Source organism: Streptomyces sp. RGM 3693, assembly GCF_050471125.1.
In the GTDB taxonomy this organism is placed as follows: Bacteria; Actinomycetota; Actinomycetes; order Streptomycetales; family Streptomycetaceae; genus Streptomyces.
Genome location: NZ_JBMPPQ010000001.1, coordinates 3641189 through 3662286, shown reverse-complemented (window position 1 = coordinate 3662286; position 21098 = coordinate 3641189). Strand labels below are relative to the sequence as shown.

General features: G+C 71.8%; 19 protein-coding genes and 1 pseudogene. 11 read left to right on the top strand and 9 right to left on the bottom strand.

What is annotated here, in order from left to right; genetic code table 11:
- Positions 1-19: 19 nt before the first annotated feature.
- A pseudogene (locus ACO0M4_RS16165) lies at positions 20-611 on the top strand (YdcF family protein); the annotation flags it as partial.
- A 134-nt stretch (positions 612-745) separates the two neighbouring features.
- Here ACO0M4_RS16165 and ACO0M4_RS16160 read toward each other — a convergent pair.
- The gene (locus tag ACO0M4_RS16160) at positions 746-1657 is read right to left on the bottom strand and encodes a helix-turn-helix domain-containing protein (RefSeq protein ID WP_430370902.1); all 912 of its coding nucleotides are present in this window, start codon (positions 1655-1657) and stop codon (positions 746-748) included.
- Between the two features lie 126 nt (positions 1658-1783).
- On the bottom strand, positions 1784-2020 hold the full coding sequence (locus ACO0M4_RS16155; RefSeq protein ID WP_390016955.1) for a DUF397 domain-containing protein: 237 nt from the start codon (positions 2018-2020) through the stop codon (positions 1784-1786).
- Between the two features lie 198 nt (positions 2021-2218).
- On the opposite strand from ACO0M4_RS16155, the gene ACO0M4_RS16150 reads away from it, so the two are divergent.
- The gene (locus tag ACO0M4_RS16150) at positions 2219-2746 is read left to right on the top strand and encodes an ATP-binding protein (RefSeq protein ID WP_430370901.1); all 528 of its coding nucleotides are present in this window, start codon (positions 2219-2221) and stop codon (positions 2744-2746) included.
- Positions 2747-2787: 41 nt separating this feature from the next.
- Here the strand turns inward: ACO0M4_RS16150 and ACO0M4_RS16145 are convergent, their stop codons facing one another.
- Complete coding sequence (locus ACO0M4_RS16145) at positions 2788-3627, bottom strand: SAM-dependent methyltransferase (RefSeq protein WP_430370900.1); 840 nt, start codon at positions 3625-3627, stop codon at positions 2788-2790.
- Positions 3628-4243: 616 nt separating this feature from the next.
- Here ACO0M4_RS16145 and secD point away from each other — a divergent pair.
- Positions 4244-6550, top strand: coding sequence for a protein translocase subunit SecD (gene secD, locus ACO0M4_RS16140; RefSeq protein WP_430370898.1), 2307 nt, complete (start codon positions 4244-4246; stop codon positions 6548-6550).
- A 104-nt stretch (positions 6551-6654) separates the two neighbouring features.
- On the opposite strand, the gene ACO0M4_RS16135 is transcribed toward secD, so the two are convergent.
- Together ACO0M4_RS16135 and ACO0M4_RS16130 are read right to left on the bottom strand one after the other, a co-directional pair.
- On the bottom strand, positions 6655-7848 hold the full coding sequence (locus ACO0M4_RS16135) for a M20 metallopeptidase family protein (RefSeq protein WP_430370897.1): 1194 nt from the start codon (positions 7846-7848) through the stop codon (positions 6655-6657).
- Positions 7845-9203, bottom strand: a complete 1359-nt coding sequence (locus ACO0M4_RS16130) for an MFS transporter (protein ID WP_430370895.1) — start codon at positions 9201-9203, stop codon at positions 7845-7847. The genes ACO0M4_RS16135 and ACO0M4_RS16130 overlap by 4 nt, the downstream gene beginning before the upstream one ends.
- A 150-nt stretch (positions 9204-9353) precedes the next feature.
- Here ACO0M4_RS16130 and ACO0M4_RS16125 point away from each other — a divergent pair, with 150 nt between their 5' ends.
- Positions 9354-10394 carry an Lrp/AsnC family transcriptional regulator gene (locus tag ACO0M4_RS16125; RefSeq protein ID WP_430370894.1) on the top strand — a complete coding sequence of 347 codons (1041 nt, stop codon included), beginning with the start codon at positions 9354-9356 and terminating at the stop codon, positions 10392-10394.
- Between the two features lie 52 nt (positions 10395-10446).
- On the opposite strand, the gene ACO0M4_RS16120 is transcribed toward ACO0M4_RS16125, so the two are convergent.
- The 4 genes from ACO0M4_RS16120 to ACO0M4_RS16105 form a co-directional block, all read right to left on the bottom strand.
- The gene (locus tag ACO0M4_RS16120) at positions 10447-11670 is read right to left on the bottom strand and encodes a cytochrome P450 (protein ID WP_430370893.1); all 1224 of its coding nucleotides are present in this window, start codon (positions 11668-11670) and stop codon (positions 10447-10449) included.
- Positions 11671-11821: 151 nt separating this feature from the next.
- Positions 11822-12703, bottom strand: a complete 882-nt coding sequence (locus ACO0M4_RS16115) for an alpha/beta fold hydrolase (protein WP_430370892.1) — start codon at positions 12701-12703, stop codon at positions 11822-11824.
- The gene (locus ACO0M4_RS16110) at positions 12700-13131 is read right to left on the bottom strand and encodes a helix-turn-helix domain-containing protein (RefSeq protein ID WP_430370891.1); all 432 of its coding nucleotides are present in this window, start codon (positions 13129-13131) and stop codon (positions 12700-12702) included. Before ACO0M4_RS16110 ends, ACO0M4_RS16115 begins: the two co-directional genes overlap by 4 nt.
- 193 nt (positions 13132-13324) lie before the next feature.
- Positions 13325-13615: a hypothetical protein gene (locus ACO0M4_RS16105; protein ID WP_430370890.1), complete on the bottom strand. Its 291-nt coding sequence runs from the start codon at positions 13613-13615 to the stop codon at positions 13325-13327.
- Between the two features lie 57 nt (positions 13616-13672).
- On the opposite strand from ACO0M4_RS16105, the gene ACO0M4_RS16100 reads away from it, so the two are divergent.
- From ACO0M4_RS16100 to ACO0M4_RS16070, 7 genes are all read left to right on the top strand, one after another.
- A complete protein-coding gene (locus tag ACO0M4_RS16100) occupies positions 13673-14449 on the top strand; it encodes an IclR family transcriptional regulator (RefSeq protein WP_430370889.1) in 777 nt (258 codons plus the stop codon).
- A 294-nt stretch (positions 14450-14743) separates the two neighbouring features.
- On the top strand, positions 14744-15460 hold the full coding sequence (gene dhaL, locus ACO0M4_RS16095; protein ID WP_430370888.1) for a dihydroxyacetone kinase subunit DhaL: 717 nt from the start codon (positions 14744-14746) through the stop codon (positions 15458-15460).
- A gap of 85 nt (positions 15461-15545) precedes the next feature.
- Positions 15546-16643: a 4-hydroxyphenylpyruvate dioxygenase gene (hppD, locus tag ACO0M4_RS16090; protein ID WP_430370887.1), complete on the top strand. Its 1098-nt coding sequence runs from the start codon at positions 15546-15548 to the stop codon at positions 16641-16643.
- Positions 16640-17839 carry an alpha-hydroxy acid oxidase gene (locus tag ACO0M4_RS16085; RefSeq protein WP_430370886.1) on the top strand — a complete coding sequence of 400 codons (1200 nt, stop codon included), beginning with the start codon at positions 16640-16642 and terminating at the stop codon, positions 17837-17839. The genes hppD and ACO0M4_RS16085 overlap by 4 nt, the downstream gene beginning before the upstream one ends.
- Positions 17836-18753 (top strand): phytanoyl-CoA dioxygenase family protein, encoded by a 918-nt coding sequence (locus ACO0M4_RS16080; RefSeq protein ID WP_430370885.1) that lies wholly within the window; start codon positions 17836-17838, stop codon positions 18751-18753. The genes ACO0M4_RS16085 and ACO0M4_RS16080 overlap by 4 nt, the downstream gene beginning before the upstream one ends.
- Positions 18750-20069 carry a PLP-dependent aminotransferase family protein gene (locus ACO0M4_RS16075; protein WP_430370883.1) on the top strand — a complete coding sequence of 440 codons (1320 nt, stop codon included), beginning with the start codon at positions 18750-18752 and terminating at the stop codon, positions 20067-20069. The genes ACO0M4_RS16080 and ACO0M4_RS16075 overlap by 4 nt, the downstream gene beginning before the upstream one ends.
- Positions 20066-21004: a DMT family transporter gene (locus ACO0M4_RS16070; protein ID WP_430370882.1), complete on the top strand. Its 939-nt coding sequence runs from the start codon at positions 20066-20068 to the stop codon at positions 21002-21004. Before ACO0M4_RS16075 ends, ACO0M4_RS16070 begins: the two co-directional genes overlap by 4 nt.
- The last annotated feature ends 94 nt before the right edge of the window (positions 21005-21098 follow it).

The window sequence follows — 21098 nt, the reverse complement described above, 5'->3', positions numbered from 1 at the left end:
CTACGATGCGGGCATGTTGGCCTATGCCCCCGCGATCCTGTTCTTCCTGTTCTTCCTGTTCTTCTGTTTCGGCGTGCTGCGCGACCGCCGCCGGTTCGGGTCCGGGCTGATCGGTGGGTCCGAGGTGCCGCCGCTGCTGGCCAGTCGGCTGGAGCGGGGGCGCGCGATGTACGAGCGGCTGGTCGCCCGCGGTTCCGCGCCGCTGCTGCTGACCTCCGGGGGCCAGGGGCCGGACGAGAAGCTTCCGGAGTCCCATGCGAGGGCGGAGTACCTCATCGAGCGCGGGTTTCCCGCGGACCGGATCGTGCGGGAGGACCGTTCGCGGACCACGGAGGAGAACCTGGAGTCCAGTCGGGCACTCATGGCGGAGGCGAATCCGGACTACCGGTGCGTGGTGGTGACCAACAACTACCACGCGTTCCGGGCCGCGTTGATGGCCCGGAAGACCGGCGTGCGGGGGGCAGGTCGTGGGCTCCCCCACCGCCGCGTACTTCTGGCCGAGCGCGACGATCCGCGAGTTCGCCGCGGTGTTCCTGGCACACAAAGTGGTCAATCTCGGCGTGTGTCTACTGCTCGTCCTGGGCGGTGCGTTGATCTGGTGGGTCCGCTGAACGTCCGCAACGCAAGGCCGCGCGACCTGCCGACGAACCGTCGCGCCCGGCGCCGGAGCGGCACGCGGCAGGTCCGGGCGATGCCGTCCCTGAGCGGGACGACCGGCGCCCAGCCCAGGGAGACCGGATCCGGGTCAGGCGAGCTGGTCGATCAGCGAGGTGAGGAAGTCGGGGGTGTCCTTCGGGGTGTTGGCCTCGGTGCACAGGCGGTCCATAACCGCGGCGTACTGGTCGACCGACTCCTGCTTGTCCAGGTACAGGGCGCTGGTCAGCTGCTCCAGGTAGACCTTGTCGGGCAGCTCGGGTTCGGCGAACCGCAGGATGCTGAACGGCGCACCGGCCGCCGCGTTCGCCCCCACGCTGAAGGGTGCGATCTGTAGCGTCACGTTCGGCATCTGCACCGCTTCGAGGAGGTACCGCAGTTGGGCGGCCATCACCTCGGTGCCGCCGAACGGCCGGCGCAGCACCGCCTCGTCGACCACCGCCCACAGTCGTGGGGCGTCCGGTCGGGTCAGCAGCCGCTGGCGTTCCATCCGCAGGGCGACCAGGCGGTCCACCTTGGTCTGCGGCGCGTTGGGGTAGCCGATGCGGGTGACGGCGTGGGCGTATTCCTCGGTCTGGAGCAGGCCGGGCAGGAACTGCACCTGGTAGGTCCGGATGAGCGCGGCGGCTTCCTCCAGGCCGAGGTGGAGTTCGAACCAGTCTTCAAGGACGTCGCTGTACTCGTGCCACCAGCCGGCGGAGTTGGCCTGGTCGGCCAGCTCGAAGTAGTCGTCCCGACGTTCCGGATCGAGTACTTGGTAGAGGGTCAGAAGATCGGCCAGGTCCGGTCTCTTGAAGCCGACTTGGCCCCGTTCGAGACGGGTGATCTTGGCGTGAGAGCCACGGATGGCCTTGCCCGCGTCTTCGCGTGAGATGCCGGCGCCGGTGCGCAGTTTTCGGAGCTGGGCTCCCAGCACGATACGCGCGGCGGTGGGCCCCACCTGCGGTTCTTGCAGGTAGCGCGCTATCGACAGCTCGCCTTCAGGCCGCCTCATCGCGGTCATCCCAACTCCCGTGAGCGACAGTGTTGATACCCCCAGTGTCGCACTTACCGGCCGTCAGGTACAGAAATGCGCCATCGATGGCGACGGGGGCGGTCCCGCCGCGCGACGGGCCCGCACCGCGTCCGCTCAGCCCAGCATCGCGTCGAAGTCGCCGTCCTTGGCGCCGCCGACGAACGCGGCCATTTCCGCACGGGTGTAGATCAGTGCCGGCCCGTGCGGGTCACGGGAGTTGCGGACCGCGAAACCGCCGTCGGCCAGCGCGGCGACCTCGATGCAGTCGCCCCCGGGCGCGCTGCGCCGGCTCTTCCTCCAGACCGCACCCTCGATCAGGTCCGCGGCCACGCCGTTGTCGAACTGCTGCATCCCGCTACTCCCTTGCTCCACACACAAGCCTCTGACCAGGCATCACGTGCATCCGCACGGGCGGCTGCACTTACTGATGCAATTACGTTCGACTCGAATGTAATTGCAGATGCACTTGCAGCGCCAGCGGCCGCCGGGGATAGTGGTGCCGGATCACCCGTTCGTGACGAAGGTCCGAGAGGCGCCACGGAGTTCGTGATGACAACCCACCCGGCAGGTCCGGCTGCCGCCCTCTTCCCCACCCAGCCGCTCAGCCGCTGGCTCGTGCAGGCGCCGCGCGACATCCGGCTCGACGAACACGCCATCCAGCCCGCCGGACTGGCCGCCCGCGCCCTCTCGGCGGACGGCAAGGCGGCCTCGGAGGCACGGCGGTTCACCGGGGCCACCCTCAGCGGTTGGCAGCTCAAACCCCTCGTCGACAACGCCGCACTGGTCGTCACGGAGCTGCTCTCCAACGCCCTGCGGTACGGGCTCGCCAAGCCCGCCGGGCCTTCGCGCCCGGCGGCGCCGCATCAGCTCTGGATGGGACTGCTGCGCTGCCGGGACCTCGTCCTGTGCACGGTCTGCGACCACAGCACGGACGTACCGGTGCTGCGGGAGCCCGACCACCTGGCCCAGAGCGGGCGCGGGCTGCACATCATCGACTGCCTCAGCTCGTCATGGGGCTGGACCACGCCGACCGCGGCCGGCAAGGCCGTCTGGGCGGCGCTGCCGGCCACGGGTTGACGCCTCGTCACTGCGCCCCCGCGCCGGCCCAGTGACGCGGGTCAGCTCTTGCGGCCGAGCCCGGCGTACAGCGGAATGTCCGCGTCGGACCCTGCGGCGCCCACTTCCACGGCGTCCGGACGCCAGCGGTGCACCACCGTGAGCCCGGGGTCGACCAGGTCCAGGCCGTCGAAGAAGCGCAGTACCTCGTCCTTGCTCCGCGCATTCACGTGGGAGCCCTTGGCCTCGAAGTTGTCCGAGACCTCCTGTAGGGCTTGCGGCTCGAAGTCGGCGGTGACGTACGTCAGGGCCAGGAAGCTGCCCGCGGGGAACTCGCCCATCAACTCCCGGACGACGGCGTAGGGGTCGCAGTCCGCCGGGAGCCAGTGCAGCACGGCGATCAGGGTGAGGGCCACCGGTTGGGAGAGGTCCAGCGTCTGCCGCAGGGTCGGGTTGTGGAGGATCTCCCGGGGGCGGCAGAGGTCGGCCTCGATGTAGGCGGTCCGGCCCTGGGGGTGGCTGGTGTGCAGGGCGCGTGAATGCGCCAGCACGATCGGGTCGTTGTCGGCGTAGACGACGCGGGCCTGCGGCGCCGACTCCTGGACGATCTCGTGGAGGTTTGGGGAGGTCGGGATGCCGGTGCCGATGTCCAGGAACTGCCGGATGCCGGCCTCGGCCGCCAGATGGTGGGCGGCACGCTGCATGAAGGCGCGGTTCTGGCGGGCGATCGCGCCGGCGTTGGGCAGTGCCGCGAGCGTCTGCTCCGCCGCCTCCCGGTCTGCCGGGTAGTTGGTCTTGCCACCGAGCAGTACGTCGTAGACGCGGGCGGCGTGCGGCCGGTCCGTGTGCAGGTCGATCGGCTGCTGGGGCCGGGCCCCCATCCAGTCCTCCGGCACCGCCATGTCCTGGTCACCCCTCGCTCGTGCTGCCTTACGGCCCCCGCAACTTCCGTTTCCACCTTAGTGCGTTGGCCCATGCGGTCACGAAGCGTCGACGGGTCGCGGTGCCGTGCTGCCGTGCGGGGGAGCCGGGCCCTGCCGGGTGGTAGGCGCGGCCGACGTGGCACAGTGTCGGTAAGGGAGGGTTTGCGTACTGTGTCTGCTCACGTGGCGCGTCGGCGCCGATCCGTCCTGCTCGCCGTCCTCGCCGCGGTCGCGCTGCTCATTCCGGGGCTCGTCGGCGCTCCCTCCGCGACGGCTGCGGCGGCCGCGTCCGCCGCGGCCTGCGTGCACCACACGGCGTCCCAGGACACCGTCGACCGCGGCCTCCCCCACCTGACCTGTCCGACGACCCGTCACCTCCCCACTCCCGCGCCGGCGCCGGGCGCCCTGCCCCGGTCCCTCGGCGGCGGCCCGCCGCGCCGTGCGGTCCGCGCCGCGCCGCCCGGTGCCGTCGTCGCCGACTCGCTCGACTACGCCGGCCGGTGCCGGGACCGGGCCCCGCCCGTGCCTCCAGCTCCTCCGCATTTCCACCCGTCGGGGCCGCACCCGCGGCCCACGCATGCCTGCTGGAGGCACCTTGACCCGCGCCACAAGGGTGCGGGCGCTGTTCGCGCTCGCGATCCTTGCCCTTTCCACGTTCCTCGCGCTGACCCAGCCCGTACGGCTCGGTCTCGACCTGCGCGGTGGGACCCAACTCGTCCTGGAAACCCGCGACTCCCCCACCGCCAAGGCCGATCGGGAGGCCACCGACCGCACTCTGGAAGTGCTCCGCCGCCGCGTGGACGCCCTCGGGGTGAGCGAACCGCACCTCGCCCGGGCCGGTCAACACCGCATCATCGTCGAGCTGCCCGGCGTCGACGATCCCGACGAGGCCGCCGAAGTCCTCGGACGCACCGCCCAACTCACCGTCCATCCGGTCCTGGGCACCGCCCCCGGACCCCTGTCCGCCCCCGGCGACCGCGGCAGCGTTCTCCCGGACGACTCGGGCACCCCGCTGCGGCTGGGTCCCGCGGCCCTTACCGGCGCCGAAGTGCAGCACGCGAAGGCCGAGTTCGATGCACAGGACGGCAGCGGATGGTCCGTCGGACTGAGCCTGCGCGGCGCCGGCGAACGGGCCTGGGCCCAGCTGACCGGCAAGGCGGCCTGCGCCGCACCGCACGATCCGGCCCGCCGCGCGGCGATCGTCCTGGACCGCGAGATCATCTCGTCGCCGCGGGTCGAGACGTCCGTGGCCTGCGGGGTCGGCATCACCGGGGGTGCCACCCGGATCACCGGCGGCTTCGACCAGCGCACGGCGCACGAGCTGGCGCTGCTGATCAACGGCGGGGCGCTGCCGGTACCGGTCGACATCGTCGAACAGCGCGCCGTCGGCCCGACCCTGGGCACCCTGGCGATCATCTTCAGTGCTCAGGCCGCGGTCATCGGGATCGCGCTGACCGCCGTGTTCCTGACCGTCGTCTACCGCCTGCTCGGCGCGCTCGCCACGCTGGCCCTGGCCTGCTACGCGCTGATCTCCTACGCGGCACTGCTGGCTCTGGGCGCCACCCTCACCCTCCCCGGCCTCGCCGGTTTCGTGCTGGCGATCGGGATGGCCGTGGACGCCAACGTGCTGGTCTTCGAACGCGCCCGGGAGGAGTACGCGGCGGGTCCGGACGCCCGTCCGCGGACCCTGCGCAGCGCCCTGGCGGCCGGCTTCCGCAACGCGTTCAGCGCCATCGCCGACTCCAACGTCACCACCCTGCTCGCGGCGGTGCTGCTGTTCTTCTTCGCGTCCGGGCCGGTGCGCGGCTTCGGCGTCACCCTGTGCATCGGGGTGGCCGCCTCGATGGTGAGTGCGCTGCTGGTCACCCGGGTGCTGGCGGAGTGCGCGGTCGGGCTCCGACCGGTCCGGCGCCGGCCGCGCCTGACCGGTCTGGCCGGTCTCGGCCGGGTCCGGTCCTGGCTCTCGCGTCGTCGGCCGGACCTGATGCGCCACCGGCGCCGCTGGTTGGCGTTGAGCGGCGTCGCCCTGCTCCTGGCCACGTTCGGCATCGCCGTCCGCGGCCTGGAATACGGCGTGGAGTTCACCGGTGGCCGGATGATCGAGTACACCACCACCCGGCCGGTCGACGCCGAGCGGGCCCGCGCCGCGCTCGACACCGCGGGCCTCGACCGGGCCCAGGTCACCACCTCCGGCGAACGCACCCTGACGGTGCGCACCGAACGGCTCTCCGCCGAGGAACTGACCACCGCGGGCCGGGTCGTCGACGAGGTCGGCGGCGGAGCGCGGAAGGTGCGGGACGAGCTGATCGGCCCGAGCCTGGGGGGTGAACTGCGCCGCGGTGCGCTACTGGCCCTCGGCCTCGCCCTCGCCGCGCAGTTGGGCTACCTCGCCGTGCGCTTCCGGTGGACGTTCGCGCTGTCCGCCGTGGTCGCCATGGCACACGACGTCGTGGTGCTCGTCGGGGTGTTCGCCTGGCTCGGCAAGTCCCTCGACGGGGTCTTCCTCGCGGCCCTGCTCACTGTGATCGGGTACTCCGTCAACGACTCGGTGGTGGTCTTCGACCGGGTACGCGAACTGCGGGCGGCCGCGGGCCGGACCCCGTTCCCGGAGCTCGCCAACACCGCGGTGCTCCAGACCGTGCCACGCACCGTCAACACCGGGATGGGAGCGGTGTTCATCCTCGCCGCGCTCGCCGTGCTGGGCGGCGATTCGTTGGCCGACTTCGCCCTGGCCCTGCTGATCGGCATCGCGGTCGGCACGTACTCGTCGGTGTGCACCGCGACGCCGCTGGCGGTCGTCCTGGAGCGGAGCGGTGGGACGACGTCCCGGCGGCCGGACCGCCGTGCGTCGCGCCGGCGCGACGACCGCCGCGAACGCCGGGACAACGGTGCCCGCGTGTGACGGCTGATCAGCGCCGCCGGTCGCCGCACGGCTGACGTGCCGCGTCGCGTGCGTCGGTCCGCGCCGGCGGCATCCTCCGCCGGTGCGGACCGGGCGTCCTCGCCTCATCCGGGGTGCGTCAGCCGCCGGGCCGCCAGCTCCGCATAGACCGCCGCGCCGTCCGCCAGCACCGCGTCGTCGAACTCGGCCAGCGGGGAGTGGTTGTTGGGACTGTGCTCGGGGTCGGCGCCGGCCGGCGGGGCGCCCAGGGTGAGCATCGCGCCGGGGACCTCGGCCAGCACCCGGGAGAAGTCCTCGGAACCGTGCAGCGGCTGCGGCAGCGGGGCGAAACGCTCCTCGCCGAGGGCCTCTCGTACCGTGTGCGCCGCGAATTCCGCCTCCGCATGGTCGTTGACGGTGACCGGGTACAGCTCGGCGAACTCCGCGTCCACCGCGACGCCGTACGCCGCGGCGATGCCCCGACACACCTCCACCGTGCCGTCCTTGACCCGGGCCTGGGCGTCGGCCGAGAAGCTGCGGACGGTCGCCTCGAAGACCGCGGTGTCCGGGATGACGTTCTGCTGGGTGCCGGCGTGGAACGTGCCGACGGTCAGGATCACCGGGTCGAAGACGTCGAAGGTACGGGTGATCCACGCCTGGAGCGCGGTCACCATCGCACAGCCCGCCTGTACCGGGTCCTTGGCGCGGTGCGGCATCGAGCCGTGTCCGCCGGCGCCGCGCACCGTCACCCGCAGCACGTTGGACGCGGCCAGGGCCGGGCCGCCGCGGGTCCCGAAGACGCCGCTGGGCAGCCCCGCGGACATCACGTGGACGGCGTACGCGGCGTCCGGCCGCCGTCCGGCGACGTCCAGCAGCCCCTCGGCCAGCATGTGCCGGGCGCCGTCGAAGCCCTCCTCGCCGGGCTGGAACATGAACACCACGTCGCCCGCGAGCCGGTCGCGGTGTGCGGCGAGGAGTTTCGCGGCGCCGGTGAGCATCGTGGTGTGCAGGTCGTGGCCGCAGGCGTGCATCCGTCCGTTGTCGGCGGCGAAGTCCAGGCCGGTGCGCTCGGCGACCGGCAGTGCGTCCATGTCGCCGCGGAGCAGGACGACGGGGCCTGGGGCCGCCCCGCGCAGCACCGCCGTCACCGAGCTCAGTCCCCCGCCGGTGCTCACCTCCAGCGGCAGCCCGGCCAGTTCGGCCAGCACCGTCTCCTGGGTGCGGGGCAGGTCCAGGCCCACCTCGGGGGTGCGGTGCAGGGTGCGGCGCAGGCGTACCAGGTCGTCGGAGAGGGCGCGGGCGTCGTCGCGGAGGTTCATGCGTGGTCCTCACGGGTCGAGAGGGAGGTGGCGTGGGTCGCGGAGGGAGTGGTCGAGGCGCGGACGAGGTAGGTACCGAGGAAGGAGATCGCTGCGGCGCCGGCCGCCCACCAGGGCACCAGCGTCAGCTGCCCGGCTTTGCCGAGTGCCTGGGCGAGCAGGGGGAAGGTCCCGCCGAACAGTCCGGTGGCGAGGGTGAACGGGACGCCCATCGCCACCACCCGCACCGCCACCGGGAACAGCTGGGCGAAGAGCACGTTCGCCAGCCCGATCGGTGCCGCGATCAGCAGCAAGTAGACGACGGTCACCAGCCACATGGGCAGCGTCCGGTGCGCCAGTGCGGTCATCAACGGCACCGTGCCCACGGCCAGCAGGGCCAGTCCGGTGCGCAGGGTGCGCAGCGCCCCGAGCCGGTCGGCGAGGCGGCCGACGCCGGCCATCGCGGCGATCAGCACCAGCAGCGGCGGCAGCATCGCCGCGGCCGAATCGGCGGCCGAGGCGACGCCCAGCTGCGCGGCGTACTGGGGCAGGTAGGTGGTGCCGAAGTAGTAGCCGACGGTCGCGCCAAGGGTGATCAGGAAGACCGCGGCGAGATGGCGGGCGTGGGTGCGCAGCAGCGCGCGCCGCTCGGCGCCGGTGGGCCGGTGGGCGGCCTGCGCGGTGAACTCCTCGCTCTCCTGCGCGCCGCGTCGGATCCACAGCGCCAGCAGCCCCAGCACGGCCGCCATCAGGAAGCCGATCCGCCAGCCGCCGCCGGTGACGCCGTCCTTGCCGAGGGTGGTGAGCAGCAGCGTCAACACGCCGAAGGAGAGGACGTTGCCGATGATCACGCCGGAGTAGGAGATCGCGCTGTACAGGAACCGCAGGGCGCGCGGCGCGGTCTCGGTGACGTACGCGGCGGCGCTGGGGTTCTCACCGCCCATGGACAGGCCCTGGACGAGTCGCAGTACCACCAGCAGTACGGGTGCGGCCGCGCCGATCGTCGCGGCCGTCGGGAGGGCCGCGATCAGCACGCTCGCCGCGGAGATCACGGCCATGCTGAGCGTCAGCCCGAAGCGGCGACCGCGGGCGTCGGCGATCCGTCCCATCAGGTACGAGCCGAGGGGCCGGACGACGAAGCCGACCGCGAAACCGAGGTATGCGCCGAGCAACTGGGTCACGGGGTCGTCGCCGGGGAACACCTGCACGGCGAAGAACGGCGCCAGCACCGCGTAGACCGTCCAGTCGAAGGACTCGACGACGCCGCCGACGGTCGCCGCGAGCAGCGCTCGGCGGCTCTTGCGGGCGTCCTCGTCGGCGCTCAGGGTGCCGCTCCCTCCGGTCTGCGTACCGCTGTTGACGACCGCTGGAGTCATCGCGAACCTCTTTCCCCACGGGGCCCGGGACCTCCCTGGGCCGCCCGTGCCGGGCTGCCTGCCCGGCTGGGAGGACATGCTGCTCAGCGGCGTGAGCGGGGCAAACGGAATACCTTGGGAATGCAGGAAAGACACAGCAAGGCGGCACTCATGCAGGAAACCGGTGTGCTCGGCGGTCTCGACGCGCGGTTGGTCCATGCGTTGCAGATCTCCCCACGGGCGTCCTGGCAGACCGTCGCGCCGGTCCTCGACATCGACCCGGTCACCGCGGCCCGGCGCTGGAGCCGCCTGGAGAGCTCCGGGCTGGCCTGGGTCACCGGCTACCCGGGCCGCCGCCTCCTGGAGCGGCTGGTCACCGCCTTCATCGAGATCGACTGCCGGTCGGGCAGCGTGGAAGCGGTCGCCCAGGCGCTGGCCGCCGTCCCGCAGGTCGCCACCGTCGAGCACATGGCCGGCGGCCGCGACCTGCTGATCACCGTCTTCGTGCCCGGTCTCGGCGAACTCTCCAGGCTGCTGCTGGGCACGATCGCGGCGCTGCCCGGCGTCACCGCCACCCGTGCGGGGATCGCCACCCGCCTCTACGGCGAGGGCAGCCGGTGGCGGCTGCGGGTGCTGACCGCCGCCCAGGGCGAGCAACTGCGGACCGCCGCCGCGCCGCCGCCGCGCACCGGCGCGGCGGTTCCCCTCGACGGCACCGACCGGGCACTGCTGCCCGAGCTGTCCCGGAACGGCCGGGCGAGCGCGGTCACCCTGGGCCGGGCGGTCGGGCTGAGTGCGCCGACCGTCCGCCGTCGGGTCGGCCGGCTGGTGGCCGACCACGATCTGGCGCTGCGCTGCGAGGTGGCCCGTGAACTGACCGAGTGGCCGGTGTCCGCCACCTTGTGGGCGAGCGTGCCCGCGGAGCGGTTGCCCGAGGCGGTCCGGGTCCTGCTCACGCTCCCCGAGGTCCGGCTGTGCTCCTCGGTGACCGGTCCGCAGAACCTCCTCTTCACGGTGTGGCTGCACACCGTGGCGGACGTCCAGCGGCTGGAGACCCAGCTCGGCGAGCGGCTGCCGCAGCTGGTCCTGCGCGACCGCTCGGTCGTCCTGCGGCAGACCAAGCTGATGGGGCGGCTGTTGGACACGCGGGGCAGGGTGACCGGGGTGGTCCCGGTGGACCCGTGGGCGAACGGCCACTTCGCGGGGGCGTGATCCTTCCCTGCGGTATCGGGAGGCGTGGGCGTCCGGTGTCAGACGGAGTCGCTCACCCCCGGGCGCTTCCGAGACGGAGTCGTAGCTGCCGCGGTCCGCGGGTGAAGACGCCCGTGTCGGCCGGCGCGGTGTCGTCCGCGAACCCCAGGTCGGGGAAGGCGTCGAGGAGTTGGTTGACTCCGGTCTCGATCTCGGCCTTGGCCAGCAGGGCGCCCACGCAGAAGTGTCGGCCGAGGCCGAAGGCGATGTGCTGTGCGGCGGCGCTGAAGGCGTTGGCGGGGGTGAGGTCGGGGCGGAACACGTCGAACGCGTCGGGCCGGGCGTAGCGGCCGGCATCGCGGTTGGCCGCGCCGATCAGGCAGGTGACGGTGGCGCCGGCGGGCACGGTGCCACCACTGAGGGTGACGTCCGCGGCGGGCTGCCGCATGATCATTTGGATCGGTGGGGTGTGGCGCAGCGTCTCGGCGAAGGCGGCGGGTATCAGCGAGCGGTCGGCGCGGACCGCGGCGAGCTGGTCGGGGTGGGCGAGCAGGTTGCGGACGATCAGGGCGAGGGCCTTGTCCGAGGTCTCGCCGCCCGCGGACAGCAGCAGGCTCACGAACGCGGTGATGTCCTGGTCGTTCATCCGGATGCCCTCGACCTCGGCGGTGCACAGCCGGGACAGCAGGTCGTCGCCGGGCGCGGCACGCCGTTGCTGGATGATCGGGTGCAGGTAGGCGGCGAGTTCCTCCCCCGCGCGGCGGCCGGCCGCCGCGGTCCCGGGGTCCTGGGCGAGGTTGGCGATGAAGGCGACGACCGCGGTGTACCAGTGGTGGAAGCGGTCGTGGTCGGCCCGGTCCAGTCCGAGCATGTCGACGATCACGTTGATCGGGAGGCGGGTGGCGAACTGCCCGACCAGATCGGCCTCTTCCGCGTCGCGGAAGGCGTCGATCAGCTCGCGGGCGTTCCGCTCGATGATCGGCAGGAACGTCTCGCGCAGTTCCCGGCCGCGGAAGGCGGGGGCCACCAGGGCCCGGCGTACGGCGTGTTCGCGGCCGCTCATCTGCGGGAGGGTGCGTCCGCCGTGTGCCGGTTCGAGTTGCCAGATGTAGTTGTCGCTGGTGAACACCGGGTCGCGGAAGGCCCGTTCCACGTCTTCGTAACGGGAGATCAGATAGCTGTTGGTGGCCTCGTGGTGCAGGAGTGGGTAGTGCTCGCGCAGTACGCGGTACGCCGGGTAGGGGTCGGTCGCGAACTCTGGTGACAGGATGTCAGGAGCCTGCGGGATGCTAGTCACGACGCGTGACGCTAAGGCCCGGCCCGGGGGCCGTCCAGAGAGCCCCCCGGGGTGCGCGGGGGCGCAGGGGGCGCATGACGGACCGCCGGCCCATCCGGCACCGGATGCCCGCCGAGGGCGGCGCCATCGGCGGGCTCTGGCCTCCGGCCCTTCAGGCGCGCAGGAACTCCTCGATCGTCCGGGTCTGGCCGAAGATGGCGTGGCCGACCTCGGGCAGGAGGTGCACCGTGGCCCGCGGTACGCACGCGCGCACGCGCCGAGCGGTCTCCGCGGAGTCGAACAGGGCGTCCCGGTCACCGGCGATCACCAACACCGGCATGCCCAGTCGACGCAGCACCTCGTCGGGGAAGACAGGCAGCCGCTCGGTACGCGGCTTGAAGTGCGTGAAGACGAGGGTCACGGTGTCGAGAACGGAGTCGAGCGCGGGATCTTCCAGCCCCGTCCCCGCGCGCACCGAACGGCGGACACCCTTGCGTCCGAAGGCGCGCAGCAGCACGGCCTTGAACAGCCAGCCCATCTTCTGCCGTCCCACGCCGCCCGGGCACAGCAGCGCCAGCCGCGTCACCCGCTCCGGCCGGCGGTTGGCGTAGTCCAACGCCAACCATCCGCCGAGGGAGGCCGCCACCACAGCCGCGGTGGAGATGCCCAGCCCGTCCCACACGTCGTCCAGCCACTCCTGGAAGGCGCCCGAACCCAACGGCGGCCGGCTGGGCGCGCTCAGGCCGGGCTCACCGATGACGTCCACGGCGTAGGTGCGGAAGCGCTGCGACCAGGACGCGATGTCGCCCTGCCACATCGTCGCGTTGGCTCCCGAGCCGTGCAGCAGCACCACGGGCGGCGCGTCCTTCGGGCCGGAGACGACGACGAAGGTCTCGCCGTGCCGGGTCGGCACCCGCACCCGCTCGGCCGGCACCGGCCAGGCGTCCAGTGCCTCCTGGTAACGCCCCAGGATCTCCGCCGCCCCGGCCTCGGACTTGTAGAGCGCGCTCGTCCCCGCGCCCCTTCCGGTGCCCGTACTCTCGCTCGTGCTCACGACGCGAGTACCCCCTCCATGTAGTCGAACAGCCGGGCCGTGTCGGCCAGTCCACCCAGGACGATGACCTTCATCCGAGCCCGGTCCTTGTCATGGACCGTCTCGATCCGCAGAGGCTGCTCCCCCGGTCCGCGTCCGGCGGCCGCGGCCATCAGGAGCGAGGTCAGCCGGTCGACCGTCCCGGGGTCGATGTCCTCGACCTCCACGATGCTCGACACCTCGGTGTGGCGCTGCCGCCCCGCCGGTCCGCTCTCGGGCGCGGGGACCGGGCGGCCGGTGAAGGTCTCCAGATCCTCGTGCGCGATGCGGTACTGCTTGCCGATGCGAACCGCGGGGAGCCGCCCGTCGCGCACGTAGTTGCGGACGGTGCGCGCATGCAGGCCCAGCCGTTCGGCCACCTGCTCCACGGAGTACAAACGATCACTCATGAAAATACCTTAACCTTCCCTATCGGCAGCACCAATAGGGAAGGTTAAGGAAAATGAGGGAGGTGGTGGAAGGTGATGGAAGGTGAAGGGGGTGGTGGAGTCAGTCAGGGCAGCCGACCTGACTGTCCGTCACGTCAGGACTGCCGCGTCGTCATCGAAGCCGATCCGCCCGCTCGCCCGCCCGCTCGCCCGCTCACTGGCAGAGGACTCCGTCGCGGGCGACCACCTGGCCGGCCCGGACGACCATCCGCCGGTGCGGTACGTCCACCACTGCCTGGGCCAGGCACTCGCCGTCGACGAGGAGGAAGTCGGCGGGCGCACCGGGCGCGAAGCCGGTGACGGCGGCCGCGGCCGCGGCCACGGTGACCCCACCGCCGGCCAACTCACCGGCCGTCTCGGCAGCCCTCTCGGCAGCCAACGACCGTACCTCCAGCGCGATCTCCGCTCGGTGCGGCACAAGTACGATGCCAACCAGCGGTGTCATGAACGAGGACCCTACGGCTCGGAACGCCGTTCAGCAATACCGACCAAGGAGTGGTTCATGGTCCAGGCGGTGCACAGGGCGATCCACGTACTGCGGGAACTCGCCACGGCGACACCGCGCTTGGGCGTGACCGAACTGGCCGACCGGGTCGGCGTCGCCAAGCCGACCGCCCACGCACTGCTGCGCACCTTGGAGGCGGAGGGGCTGGTCGTTCAGGACCGCGAGACCGGCAAGTACCAGCTGGGACCGGGACTGGTGACGCTGGGCAACGCCTACCTGGACTCGCACGAGTTGCGGACCCGCGCGGTGACCTGGGCCGACCGGCTGGCCGCGCAGGCCGACGCGGCAGTCTGGGCCGGCATTCTGACGGACGGCCATGTCCTCGTGGTCCATCACGCGTTCCGGCCGGGCGGGGCGGTGCAGGTCCTGGAGACCGGGGCCAGTCTGCCGTGGCACGCCTGTGCACTGGGGAAGGCGATCGCGGCCTTCCTGCCGGCCGAGGGTCGTACCGCCCTGCTGGCGGGCGCACTGCCGCCGGTCACCGGCTTCAGTCTGGACGATCCGGCGCGGCTGGAGGCCCAGCTGGACCGGGCGCGCGAGACCGGATACGCGGTGGACGAGAACGAATTGACGCTCGGCGACGCGGGGATCGCGGCGCCGGTCTTCGACCGCACCGGCGATGTGGTCGGCGGACTGGGCCTGGTGGGCCCGGTGGAACGCCTGATGGCTGAAAACGTCCGTCAGGAACACGCCATTGCGGTGCGCGAGGTCGCCCGCAGCCTGTCGCGGGACCTCGGCGCACCGCGCAACGCGGGTCTGCGTGCCCGTGGTTGACGCCGACTGACGCTCCTCCGCGCCCCGCACCGCCCGAAGGCCCCGGCCCCGCCGCACCATCCCGCTCCGCCAGCGCGTCACCGCCGGTTCATCAACGTGCCCGCCGCAGGCCACCGTTCGCCCTACGAACCGTCAAGCCGGCGATCACTTGTGTGGGAAAACCTTGACGCGGTCGGGGTCGCTGCGTTTTGCTTCCTATCGGCGTTCGGTAATGCCGAACACCTTTCGGTAATGCGTTGGCAATCCGGTAGCCGCCCATCACTGCGGCACGGGGGATCGTAAGGAGCGCCTGCCATGCGGGAGCCTACGGGGGAGCCCGAGGTGTTACTGGGCCGTGCGGATGCGCCCGGCCGGGACGCGGTCGACCATTCCGTCGTCCTCGACTGGCTGCGGCGCGCCAGCACGGCAATGCACCACCACCAGGACCACCTCATCCGACTCGACTCGGCCATCGGGGACGGGGATCACGGGGCCAACATGGCCCGTGGCTTCGCCGCGGTACGCGTCACGCTCGACGCCCCGTCCCGTCCGCCGACCTCGCCCGGCACCACACTGGTCGCCGCGGGCAAGACACTCCTCTCCGTGGTCGGAGGCGCCTCCGGGCCTCTGTACGGGAGCGCCTTCCGCACTCTGGGAGAGGCCCTCGGCACCGCGCCGGAGGTCAACACCCTGCGGTTCGCGGCCGGCCTCACCGCCGCGTTGGCCACCCTGCAGCGGCTCGGCGCGGCCGTGCCCGGCGACAAGACCATGATCGACGCCTACTCCCCCGCGGTCAGCGCCTTCCGGGCCGCCGCGGAGTCCGGCGCCGGCTTCCCCGCCGCCGCCCGCGCCGCGGCCCGGGCCGCCGAGGACGGTATGCACGCCACCGTCCCGCTCCAGGCCCGGAAGGGCCGGGCCGCGTACCTGGGGCTGCGCAGCATCGGCCACCAGGATCCGGGCGCCACCTCGACCTGTTACGTCTTCCGCGCCCTCGCCGAAGCGGCGGGGGCACCGGCGGCCCCCTTGCCATGACCGCGTGGCCACCCCCTCGCGGCGTTCCGCCAGCGGAGCGGCCCGGTGCGCCCGCACACCCTCCCGCACAAGAGATTGGATCAGTGTGACCGCCCATTCCGTCGACCATGTCGAGTTCTTCGTCGGGGACGTCAACCAGGCATCCCACTACTACTGCGGCACCTACGGATTCCGTGTGGTGGCCGAGGCCGGCCCGCTCACCGGACTGGCCGGCGCCCGCTCGCTCGTCCTGGCCCACGGCGGGGTGCGCCTGGTGCTGACCTCGGCCCTGCACGCCGACCACGCCGCCTCGCACTTCGTCCGCCGGCACGGCGACGGCATCCGTGACGTGGCCCTGCGGTCCACCGACGCGGCCGGCGACTTCGCCCGCGCGGTGGCCGCGGGGGCCGATCCGGTCGCCGCGCCCGAGACGTTCGAGGACGCGGGCGGCCGGGTCATCCGGGCCACCATCGCCGCGACCAACGACCTGGTGCACACCTTCATTCAACGTGACGATGCATCAGGTCCCTTTTTGCCGGGGCGGTTCCTGCCCGTCGTCGACGGCGCGGCCGACCGCGGGCTGCTCCGATCCGTCGACCACCTGGCGTTCGTCCTGCGACCCGGTTCCCTGGACACCATGGTCGACTTCTACGGCCGGGCGCTGGGCCTGAAGCACACCTACGACGAGTACATCGTCGTCGGCGGCCAGGCGATGGCCTCCAAGGTCGTCCAGGACGAGACCCGGGGCATCACCTTCACCATGGTGGAACCCGACCCGGGCAGCGACCGCGGGCAGCTCAACGACTTCCTCGACGGCTTCGACGGCCCCGGCGTGCAGCACGTCGCCTACGCCACCGACGACATCGTCACCGCCGCCCGCGAACTCCGCAGCTCCGGCGTGGAGTTGCTCAACACGCCGGCCGGGTACTACGCCTCGTTGGCCGAGCGCGGCATCGAGGTGGGCGTCGACCCGGCGGTCCTCCAGGAGCTGGGACTGCTGGCCGACCGGGATGAGTGGGGCCAGCTGGTGCAGGTGTTCACCCGGTCCCCGTACGCCCGCCGAACGGTGTTCTTCGAGCTGATCCAGCGGCTCGACGCCCGCACCTTCGGCAGCGGCAACATCAAGGCGCTCTACGAGGCCGTCGAACGGGAGCGTGCGGGGAACGCCGTACCGGCGGGTGCCGCGGCGAGGACCAGCGAGTGACCGCACCGGCCGCCTCCCCCGACACCCGGCCCGACCTGCTGCTGAACCCGCGGGACTACGAGACCGCGGCCCGCGCCCGGCTGGACCGGCCGGTGTGGGGCTACATCGCCGGCGGCAGCGGCGACGAGGTGACCCTGCGCGAGGACCGCGCGGCCTACGGCCGCTACCGGCTGCGTCCCCGCGCCCTGGTCGACGTGTCCCACTGCGAGCCCGCCACCACCCTGCTCGGCCGGCCGGTGGCCTTCCCCGTGGGCATCGCGCCCATGGCCTACCACCGGCTGGTCCACCCGGACGGCGAGCTCGCCACCGTCCGCGCGGCTGGCACGGTGGGTGCGCTCACCATCGCCAGCACCTTCGCCAGCACGTCACTTGAGGAGATCGCCGAGGCCGCCACCGGACCACTGTGGCTCCAGCTGTACGTGCTGCGCCGCAGGGAGGTCACCGCGTCCCTGGTGCGCCGGGCCGAGGCCGCCGGCTACCAGGCCCTGGTGATCACCGTCGACACCCCGCGGATGGCCCGCCGGGAACGCGACCTTCGCAACGGCTTCCGCCTTCCACCACACATCCGCCCGGCCAATCTCGACCAGGACCACGCCGCCGGGCTGCACGAGGGCCGCTCCGGCAGCTCCACCCTCGCCGGCCACGCCGCCCAGCACCACGACGCCGCGTTCACCTGGGACGACCTGGCGTGGATCCGGTCACTGACCGATCTGCCACTGGTGCTCAAGGGCGTGCTCACCGCGGAGGACGCCGACCGGGCGGCCGGACTGGGCGTGGCCGGGCTGGTCGTCTCCACGCACGGAGGACGCCAACTCGACGGTGTCATACCGGCGTTGGACGCCCTCCCGGAGGTGGTCGCGGCCGCCGGCGACCGGTGCGACGTGCTCGTCGACGGCGGCGTCCGGCGCGGGACGGACGTGCTCAAGGCACTGGCGCTCGGGGCCCGCGCGGTCCTGGTCGGCCGGCCCGTCCTGTGGGGCCTGGCCGTCGACGGCGAGAGCGGGGTGGAGCGGGTGCTGTCCACGCTCCGCGCGGAGCTGGAGGAGGCGATGGCACTCACCGGCCGGCCCCGCCTCGACGCCCTCACCCGCGATCTGCTGCATCCCGCCGCGGACCGAACGCACCACCTCGCCACCACACATCCCCACCCCACCGAAACACATCCCCACTCCACCTACGCAAAGGACCCGGCATGACGACCGACGACGCCCGTTTCCCGCTGACCGCCGCCGAGCGGGAGCTCCTGCCCACCGCAGAGGAGGTGCAGTTCTTCCAGGAGCACGGCTGGTACCTGTCGAAGAAGCTGCTCACCGACGAAGAGGTCGACCTGCTGGACTCCGCGGCCGACCGCTTCTACGCCGGCCACCGGGACCGCACCCTGCCGGTTCGGCCGCCGCAACTGGCGTACTGGGAGCCGGAGAAGGGCGATGTGCACCGGCACAACGACTACATCTTCTACGAGGACGACACCATCCGCTCCATCCTGTCCAAGCCGATCATCGCGGCGGTCGCCGCACGGATCGCGCAGACCGGCCAGATACGCCTGTGGAACAGCACCCTGATCCACAAGCCGCCGCGCGCGGAGGACACCCGCAACATCGTGCCCTGGCACTTCGACCGGCACTACTGGCAGACCTGCTCCTCCGACGAGATGCTCACCGCCTTCGTCCCCTTCCACGACTGCGGCGAGGAGATGGGAACCATCACGATGGTGGACGGCAGCCACCGCTGGAAGGAGATCGGCGGCGACGATTCCACCAGCCGCCACTTCGCCGAGCGCGACCGGTCCGAACTGGAGGAGATGCTTGCGGAGAACGCCGCCTTCAACGACGCGGAGGTCCGCAAGGTGCCCATCACCATCCCCAAGGGACACATCAGCTTCCACCACAGCCGCACGTACCACGGCAGCGGCCACAACGTCAGCGACCGGCCCCGCCGCGCCATCTCCCTCCACCTCCAGGACCGCACCAACCAGTGGCGCCCCTACGAGCTGTCCACCGGCGACCTGGTGGTCTACAACAACGACGTCCTGGTCCGCCGGGACGCGGCCGGCAACCCCGACTACACCGACCCCGACTTCTGCCCGGTCCTGTGGGAGGACGCCAGGTGAGCCAGGATCCCCCCACCACCGTGCTGCCGGCCCACGCACTGCACGGCTCGCTCGCCGATCCGCTGATGGAAGTGATGAACTTCCTCAACGAGGTCACCTCCCGCTACCCGCAGGCGATCTCCTTCGGCCCCGGCCGCCCCTACGAAGGGCTCTTCGAGGTCGAGCAGATCGGCGACTACCTCACCGCCTACCAGCGGTACCTCACCGAGGAGCGGGGCTGCTCCCCGGACCAGGTCCGCACCCTGCTGTTCCAGTACGGGCGCACCAACGGGCAGATCCACGAGCTGGTCGCCCGCGCCCTGCACAACGACGAGGGCATCACCGCCGACCCGGCATCCCTGGTGGTCACGGTGGGCGCGCAGGAGGGCATGTTCCTCGTCCTGCGCGCCCTGTTCGCCGACCCGTCGGACGTCCTGCTGGTCTCCTCGCCGTGCTACGTCGGCATCACCGGCGCGGCCCGGCTGCTGGACATCGAGACGGTCCACGTCCCCGAGGGCCCGGAGGGGTGCGATCCGGACGTCCTGCGGCGAACGGTCGCCGAGCTGCGCGCCGCCGGGAAGCGGCCGCGGGCGTTCTACGTGGTGCCGGACTTCTCCAACCCGACCGGCACCTGTCTGCCGGTCGCCGGCCGACGCCGGCTGCTGGAGCTGGCGGCGGCCGAGGATCTGCTCGTCCTGGAGGACAATCCGTACGGGTTCTTCACCCCGGCCGGCAGTGGGCTGCCCACGCTTAAGGCCCTGGACGAGCGGCAACGGGTGATCTACCTCGGCTCGTTCGCCAAGACCTGCTTCCCCGGCGCCCGGGTCGGCTACGTGATCGCCGACCAGCACGTGCAGGGCCCGGACGGCAGTCGTACGCTGCTGGCCGACGAACTGTCGAAGATCAAGGGCATGGTGACGGTGAACACCCCGGCGCTCAGCCAGGCGGTCATCGGCGGCATGCTGCTCACGCACGACTTCCGACTGCGGGAGGCCAACAAACCCGCCGCGGACTTCTACCGGTCCAACCTCAGGACCTTCCTCGACAGCCTCGACCGGCTGCTCCCCCGCGAGCGGCGCGAGGCGGCCGGAATCAGCTGGAACGTGCCGGCGGGCGGCTTCTTCTTGACCCTGACCCTCCCGGTTCCGGCGGACAATGCCTTGTTGGAAGAGTCCGCCCGCGAACACGGAGTGATCTGGACACCGATGAGCTACTTCTATCCCGACGGTGACGGCGGTCGTCACCAAATGCGCCTCTCCCTCAGCTATCTGACACCGGATCAAGTAGCCGAGGGCGCCCGCCGGCTGGTCGGACTGCTGGAAGGGAGCTGCGGATGAACGCCGTGCTGTACGTGGTGACGGTGCTGATCTGGGGCTCCACCTGGCTGGCGATCAAGGGCCAGTTGGGGGACGTGCACCCCACGGCATCCATCGCGTACCGCTTCGCGCTGGCCGCCGTGATCCTGCTGGCCTGGGCCAGGCTGCGCGGGCTGCCGTTGCGCTATCCGCTGCGGGTGCACGGTCAGTTCGTCCTCATGGGCGGGCTGATGTTCTCCACCAACTTCGTCTGCTTCTACTTCGCCGAGCAGTATCTGACGACCGGCCTGGTCTCGATCATCTTCGCCATGTCGCTCTTGGTGAACATGGTCTTCGCCCGGGTCTTCTTCCGGCGCACGATCGCCGCGAAGATGCTGGTCGGCGGGGCCGTTGGACTGCTGGGGATCGTCACGGTGTTCTGGCCGGAGTTCCAGAACTTCGGTCTGTCCTCCGGCTCGGGCCAGGGCATCGTGCTCTCCGTGATCGGCACCCTGGTCTTCTGTCTGGGCAACGTGGTCTCCGGCAAGACCCAGGCGGCGGGCATCCCGGTGGTGCAGGGCACCGGCTACGCCATGGCGTACGGGGCGCTGTTGATGGCCCCGTTCGCCGTCTTCTTCGGGCACGGCGCGCTGTTCCAACCCACCCTGAAGTACACCGGCTCACTGCTCTACCTCGCGGTCTTCGGGTCGGTGGTGGGCTTCGGCGCGTACCTCACCCTGCTCGGCCGGATCGGCGGTGAGCGCGCCTCCTATGCGATGGTGCTCTTCCCGATCGTGGCGCTCCTGCTGTCCACGGTCTTCGAGAAGTTCACCTGGACGGCCCGGGACCTGGCGGGCGTCGCGCTGATCCTCATCGGCAACGCGGTGATGCTCACCAACCCGGCACTGCTGCGGCGCCTGACCGGCAGACCGGCCCCGGCGGAACAACCCGCGGCCCCCGCCCCGGCAGACCGCTGACACCGCCTGCTACCCGCACACCGTAGGACCGGTACGACCCGTGGGACCGGCACGCCCCCCACGGGTCGTAGGTCCAGCACCACCCGAACGCCCT

Bases quoted from the DNA above. Each gene is read 5' to 3' on its own strand.
- ACO0M4_RS16160 (WP_430370902.1), bottom strand. From the start codon at position 1,657: ATGACCGCGATGAGGCGGCCTGAAGGCGAGCTGTCGATAGCGCGCTAC.
- ACO0M4_RS16155 (WP_390016955.1), bottom strand. From the start codon at position 2,020: ATGCAGCAGTTCGACAACGGCGTGGCCGCGGACCTGATCGAGGGTGCG.
- ACO0M4_RS16150 (WP_430370901.1), top strand. From the start codon at position 2,219: ATGACAACCCACCCGGCAGGTCCGGCTGCCGCCCTCTTCCCCACCCAG.
- ACO0M4_RS16145 (WP_430370900.1), bottom strand. From the start codon at position 3,627: ATGGCGGTGCCGGAGGACTGGATGGGGGCCCGGCCCCAGCAGCCGATC.
- ACO0M4_RS16135 (WP_430370897.1), bottom strand. From the start codon at position 7,848: ATGAACCTCCGCGACGACGCCCGCGCCCTCTCCGACGACCTGGTACGC.
- ACO0M4_RS16130 (WP_430370895.1), bottom strand. From the start codon at position 9,203: ATGACTCCAGCGGTCGTCAACAGCGGTACGCAGACCGGAGGGAGCGGC.
- ACO0M4_RS16125 (WP_430370894.1), top strand. From the start codon at position 9,354: ATGCAGGAAACCGGTGTGCTCGGCGGTCTCGACGCGCGGTTGGTCCAT.
- ACO0M4_RS16110 (WP_430370891.1), bottom strand. From the start codon at position 13,131: ATGAGTGATCGTTTGTACTCCGTGGAGCAGGTGGCCGAACGGCTGGGC.
- ACO0M4_RS16105 (WP_430370890.1), bottom strand. From the start codon at position 13,615: ATGACACCGCTGGTTGGCATCGTACTTGTGCCGCACCGAGCGGAGATC.
- ACO0M4_RS16100 (WP_430370889.1), top strand. From the start codon at position 13,673: ATGGTCCAGGCGGTGCACAGGGCGATCCACGTACTGCGGGAACTCGCC.
- dhaL (WP_430370888.1), top strand. From the start codon at position 14,744: ATGCGGGAGCCTACGGGGGAGCCCGAGGTGTTACTGGGCCGTGCGGAT.
- ACO0M4_RS16080 (WP_430370885.1), top strand. From the start codon at position 17,836: ATGACGACCGACGACGCCCGTTTCCCGCTGACCGCCGCCGAGCGGGAG.
- ACO0M4_RS16070 (WP_430370882.1), top strand. From the start codon at position 20,066: ATGAACGCCGTGCTGTACGTGGTGACGGTGCTGATCTGGGGCTCCACC.